This is a genomic window from Anaerotignum lactatifermentans DSM 14214 (genome assembly GCF_900142265.1).
Lineage (GTDB): Bacteria > Bacillota > Clostridia > Lachnospirales > Anaerotignaceae > Anaerotignum > Anaerotignum lactatifermentans.
This window is the reverse complement of the sequence record NZ_FRAH01000047.1, coordinates 22590-28589: the sequence shown is the minus strand read 5'-3', so window position 1 is coordinate 28589 and position 6000 is coordinate 22590. Positions and strand designations below refer to the sequence as shown.

Here is a 6000-nt window from a genome sequence, read left to right as displayed (position 1 = left end):
ATACTTACTAACATATGGATATGGTCTGGGCAAGCTTGTGCTTCAAGAATCTCAACTTTCTTTTCTTCGCACAATTTTCTAATTATTTGTCCTATATCTGCTCTTAATTCTTTGTATATCACTTTTCTTCTATATTTCGGTGCAAATACGATATGATATTGGCATCTGTATTTAGAATGTGCTGTATTTTTTATTTCATTTTTCATGTCAAAAACCTCCTGATTTGTTTTAGTAATGCGGTCGCCAAACCTTCATTCTAAAATTATAATCAGGAGGTTTTATATACTAAAGTATTTTATTTACCCCTAGTAGAACTAGGGGTTTTGTTAAGCTAAAGCACCCAATCAAACAGGCAGACATGGATACGCCATATCTGCCTGTTTTTTATATTTTTTCAAAAAATTATGGCTGTTTTATTTTAGGAAATTATACTTCTTCTGTCAGGGTAACCGCTGTAATTTCTTCAGGATTTACCTGTTCCATTTCTACAACTGTTGCTTCTTTCACATCAGATTCCTCTTCTGTCAAATGTTCATTTTCCACAACTGCTACTTCCCAAGCAGAACCATTCCAGTTATATGTGCTGCCAGCTGTAAAAGTATCTGTACCTACTGCACCTTCTGCGATAGTAACAACAGAAGTTGCGTCTGTACCTGTTACTTTACCCTTTGCTGCTGTTGTGATGGTTCCATTTACAGCCAGAACTGCATTTTCTTTTAACAGCAGTTCACTGCCTGTACTGTTGGCAGAAACAACTTTCAATGTACCATCTACTGTCATATTGCCATTCAAAATCATTTCAATACCAATGGCTTCTGTTGCAGAGTCAAACATAGTATACCATGTCTGACCGGCAGGAATGGTAACGTCCCCTTCAATTTCCATTGTAGGGTGTGTACCGGAATAGCTGTCTGCAAAGCCGAATGTAACTGTGGCACCATTTGTCTGAATACGTGCATCACTAGATACTCCAACAAATGTTGTTGCTTCTTCGCCGCCATCTGTTGTCATAGACTGCAATGCACCGCCGGGCTGGACTTCGATTTTTGTTACAGTAGGAAGCATACTGTCTGCACCATTATTGTAGTTGGCATTGATTTTCAGCACAGCGCCATCTGCAACAATCACTTGACCTGTGCCTGCCAATTTGCCTTCGTATGTATCAAAAGAACCATTGTTTGTCATAGTACCGTTATTTGTAATGGTGCCTTTATTGATAAGAGTTACTTTTTCTCCAATGGAAAAACTGTCGTTCAGGTTCAGCTGTGCGCCTTCGTTTACTTCAATTGTTACCTGACGATCCACATTTACTGCTTCATCCAAAGTAATGTCACCGCTTACTTTCACAGTTTCAACACTGGGATTTGCCAATGCCGCTTTCAGTGTATCGCTGTTGTTCGCTGTTACTTCACCAACGATAAATCCATACTGCAATGTAAGTGCAGAACCATCTGTTCCTTCCAATGTAAATGTAATTGCATCCTGGATTTTTCCAGCCTGGAATTCATCGACAATGACGGATACCAATGTATTTCCTTCTGCTTCAGATGCTTCTGGATTTTTTACCCAGTTAGAACCTTTCAAAGCGGGGTCAAGGTTGTCGCTCCATGTGTATGTTTCCTGATTATAAGTAATGGATTTTACAGTAGCGCCATTGTCAAAACGATACAATGCACCCAGATAACGTGCCATATCATTCATAGACGCACCAGACAGTACGGTTTCCATGGTGTCATATCTGCCAGATACCACAGCGTTTTTGCCATCGACAGTATGTGTCAGCTGACTTGTGTACTCATAGTCATCGTACTGATAAGCAATAGCGGATTTTGTTGCTTCCATCAGTGCTTTTGCTGTTTCATCCTCTTTTACTGTGAAACCATAGCGCAACGTAATGGTAGAACCGTTGGAACCTTTCAGTGTCAACTGAATTGCATCCTGAATCTTACCAGCCTGGAAATCATCTACAATGATAGACACCAATGTGTTTCCGTCTGCTTCTGTACCATTGGGGTCTTTTGCCCAGTTAGAACCTTTCAATGCAGGGTCAAGATTGCTGCTCCATGTAAATTCTGTATCTCCATAAGTAATGGATTTTACGGTTGTACCATTGTCGAAACGATACAATGCACCCAGATAACGCGCCATATCGTTCATAGCAGCACCAGACAGAATATCCTCAGCTGCATATTCACCCATAACAATTGCATTTTTGCCATCTTTTGTATGTGTCAGCTGACTTGTATAGGTATAATCTTCGTACTTGTAGCTGATTGCAGAACTGGTTGCTGTAAGGAGTTTATCTGCAACAGATACACTGCTGCCTCCGCTGGAGCTACTGCCGCCACCACCGCTGGAACCTGTGCTTGTGCTGGGCTTATCTACGCCATCAGCCACTTCTGTGTCTTTTACATCTGTGCTGCTGGAAATGGTAATACCATCGGCATTTGCTTCCAGTTTTTCAATCTGACCGGAGCCTGTGATAGAAACTTTTGCATCTGCTACTACTGTTTTCACAGTTGCATCTTTTGCCACTTCAACTTTTGAAGATGCCGCATCTTCAGAAATAACTAATTTCTTCACATCTTCTTTTACAACAACACTTGCTTTTTCATTGATTTCTACTCTGTTTGCGGGCACTCCAATGGTCACTTTATTGCTTGTGCCAATTTCATTTGTAATAGAAATGGTATCTACAGTACCTGTAAAGTCTTTCCCCTCAATGTTGCAAGCTTCTTTTACTTCAATAACAGAAATATCTGTATCACCCTTCAGCTGCAATCTGACATTTTCTTTCTCTACAGAAACTTTTCCTTTGACACTAACATTATCAAAGTAAATGGAATCATCTCCGCCACCTCTTACAATCACATCACCTTTGACCGTCGTATCATTCACATAAACTTCGCCTTCACCAACAGCTTTGTCAATGATCAAATTGCCTTCGATGGTCTGACCTTCAATGACTGTATCATCTTCTGTTACAACAACATCTTTTGCTTCCTCATCTGTTTCTTCTTTTTCCATTGTTCTGTCCAAAGAAGATACTGCTTCTGCTCTAGTGATGGTGTTTGTCCCATCAAATGTGCCATCTGTGCGTCCGGTCATAAATCCTGCCGCACTAACAGCACCAACAGAACCCTTTGCCCATACAGGAATACGAGAAGCATCGGTAAATTTATCTGCTGCTTCTGTATTTGCAGTTAATTCTTTCGCCTTTGCAATCATAACAGCCGCTTCTGCTCTGGTAATAGTTGCATTGGGTTTGAATGTTCCATCTTCATAACCGGCACAATATCCAGCTTCCACTGCAATAGCCACTGCATCATAGTACCAAGCATTGGCGGAAACATCGCTGAATGTCACATTGCCTTTCTGCGTAAAGCCAAGGGCTTTATTTAACATAATCACAAACTCTGCACGCGTAACGCTATTGTCAGGTTTGAATGTTCCATCTTCATAGCCGGAAATCAATCCTTTTTCCTGCCACTGTGTAATGACTTTTTCTGCCCAATGACCTGAAATGTCAGTTGCAGGCGCAGCAAATGCCTGTGCAGGCGCAAACGCTAATGCCGCAGCCAAAGCCATAGATAATGTCATTTTTCCAACTTTTTTGTTCATTTTTCCTATCACCTCTCCTAAACTTTTAAAAACCTAGTTCTCGACTATTATATCATGCAAAAAATATTATGCAATACAGATTATATAATTTCCAATATTTACATGTATTTACTATGTTTACATCAATATTATTCAAGTTAGTTTTAGATAACATTATGAAATTAAATTAAAAATACTGTTTTTATGCCAAAAAATTAAAAGTATATCTCCAATATAAAATTCAAGATTTATGTATTTTTTTACATTCTATCAAAAACAGAATTTCATGTGTCCATATACAAAAAAACATTTCTTTTATTATTTCTGTATAATATACTTTCAAAAATAAATTCCAGTTTTTAAATAAAAAGAAAACAGATGGTGAATGCATTCCATCCACCATCTGTTGGGAAATACTTATATGTTATTCCTCTTTTACATGTCGCATTTCTTCCAATGCCGCAAAAGCTGTGCGCATTTCCTCCCGCACCAATTTTGTTTTTCTTTCATATACTTTACGATAAAAAGCAGTCCGTTTGGGGTCCGGCACAAAAGATTTATTTTCAATTAGATTCGCTTCAAACGCTTCCTGTAAATCAGGAATATCCCCTATGGCATAAGCTGCTGTTGCCGCATTGGTCATAACAGCGCCCTGCGCTGTCTTTAATGTTGTTACACGACAATTCAGCATGTCCGCTTTAATCTGGTTCCATAAATCCGAACGGCTTCCGCCTTCTGTTACAACAATACGATTCAAATCAACGCCAGCTGCACGATATACATCTGTAACACCAATATAATCATAAGCAATGGCTTCCAAGACCGCGCGCCACAACACCGCTTGATCTGTATCCATGGTCATATTCAGAAAACAACCACTTGCCGCTGAAATATCACCAAAGCCACCAGTCAGATATGGCAGGAACAAAACGCCATTGGCACCTGCCGGAACCTGTTTTGCCCGTTCTGTCAGCACATCGAAATAAGCACCTTCCCCTTCTTTTCCGCAAATATTGTCCCGGAACCAGCGCAGTGCCAAACCGCCTGTACGGATAAATCCCCAATAAAAATATGTATTTTCCAGTGTACCACTATTGAAAATCAAGTCTGTTCCCGGTCTGCTCAATTCTGGCTTGATACCATCTACTGCAATACAGAACATAGCACATGTCCCAGCAACATCTGCCGCTCTATTGACAGCTGTAACACCGCATCCAATCATGCTCTGCATGGTATCCCCTGCACCAGCAAAAATGAGAATACCGACTGGCAGACCTGTTTTTTCTGCGTATTCTTCTGTGAGATGACCAATAATATCCCAAGGTTTCACGATTCTTGGCAGATATTCTTTGGACAGCCCCAATATTTCCAGCTGTTCATCGCTCCATTCCTTTTTTTCAACCTTATACCCAAGTCCCCAGCCGGACATAGTACCCCAGTCAATGAAAGCGTCCTTTGCTTTACATCCAGCAAGATGAGACAGAATGTAAGGAGCATTATGCAGGAATTTCTTTCCTCGTTTCTGAAATTCTACATTATTTCTCAGGAACCATCTTGCAAATAACGCTGGAAACATACAGTTTGGCAAAGGATTACCCGTTTCTTTCGCCCAGATATCCAATCCCAAAGCCGCCAGTTCCTCCGCATCTGCCTGTGTACGAGAATCCAGATAATTGATATATGGTGTTATGGCGTTTCCGTCTTCATCGACACCTACAATACCTAAAATGACACCATCCCCAAAGATTGCCCGAATGTTCTCCGGTGACAGTCCTTTTTCACGCATTTCTTTTGTACAAGCTGCAATACTTGTCACTGCTGCTTCCACATACTGATCTGCATCCATTTCCACCCAACCGGGATGCGGGTAGCGAAGTACTGTCGGTGTGCTATGCTCAGTAACACACTGCATGTTACTGTCATACACAGCAGCTTTCACACTCTGGGTTCCTGCGTCAAAACCAAGGTAATACTTTTCCATACAATTTAGCCTCTTTTCTGTATTTGGGGCAATAAAAAAACCCCGTATATTTCTGACTGCCATAAGCAAGCCATCTTACAGGGCAATGTTTCTTTTCTGCACGAAAAAACCGCAGAACAAAAAAGCATATCTTCTCTCATCCAGACTATACTGTCGGCTTCGTAATTTCAACGAATCCTGCCACCAAAAGCGGCTCGCGGGCTATCACCGCCGGTAGGGAATTTCACCCTGCCCCGAAGACACTTTTTTCCTACGCATACATTATACCGCTCTTGCACATAGTCTACAAGCGCAAAGGTGACGATAATCCACCCCTTTTTTCTGTCATGTTTACTAATCTCATAAAAAAACAGGCAGCCACATATATGGCTGCCTGTTTATCAGGAAGTCATCCACGAAACTTCCTGAAAGAAAGGGAT

3 protein-coding genes and 1 riboswitch are annotated in these 6000 nt (G+C 40.9%); all 3 genes read right to left on the bottom strand.

Going from position 1 to position 6000, the window contains the following annotated elements; all coding sequences use genetic code 11:
* Nucleotides 1–206 (bottom strand): IS200/IS605 family transposase (gene tnpA, locus BUB35_RS12155; protein WP_143158988.1); only part of this gene is annotated, 206 nt, incomplete at its 3' end.
* Nucleotides 207–426: 220 nt separating this feature from the next.
* Nucleotides 427–3621 (bottom strand): S-layer homology domain-containing protein, encoded by a 3195-nt coding sequence (locus tag BUB35_RS12150; RefSeq protein WP_072852124.1) that lies wholly within the window; start codon nucleotides 3619–3621, stop codon nucleotides 427–429.
* A gap of 403 nt (nucleotides 3622–4024) precedes the next feature.
* Nucleotides 4025–5581, bottom strand: coding sequence for an FGGY-family carbohydrate kinase (locus BUB35_RS12145; RefSeq protein WP_072852122.1), 1557 nt, complete (start codon nucleotides 5579–5581; stop codon nucleotides 4025–4027).
* A gap of 124 nt (nucleotides 5582–5705) precedes the next feature.
* Nucleotides 5706–5826, bottom strand: a riboswitch (FMN riboswitch).
* Nucleotides 5827–6000: the final 174 nt, after the last annotated feature.

Bases quoted from the DNA above. Each gene is read 5' to 3' on its own strand.
- BUB35_RS12145 (WP_072852122.1), bottom strand. From the start codon at position 5,581: ATGGAAAAGTATTACCTTGGTTTTGACGCAGGAACCCAGAGTGTGAAA.
- BUB35_RS12150 (WP_072852124.1), bottom strand. From the start codon at position 3,621: ATGAACAAAAAAGTTGGAAAAATGACATTATCTATGGCTTTGGCTGCG.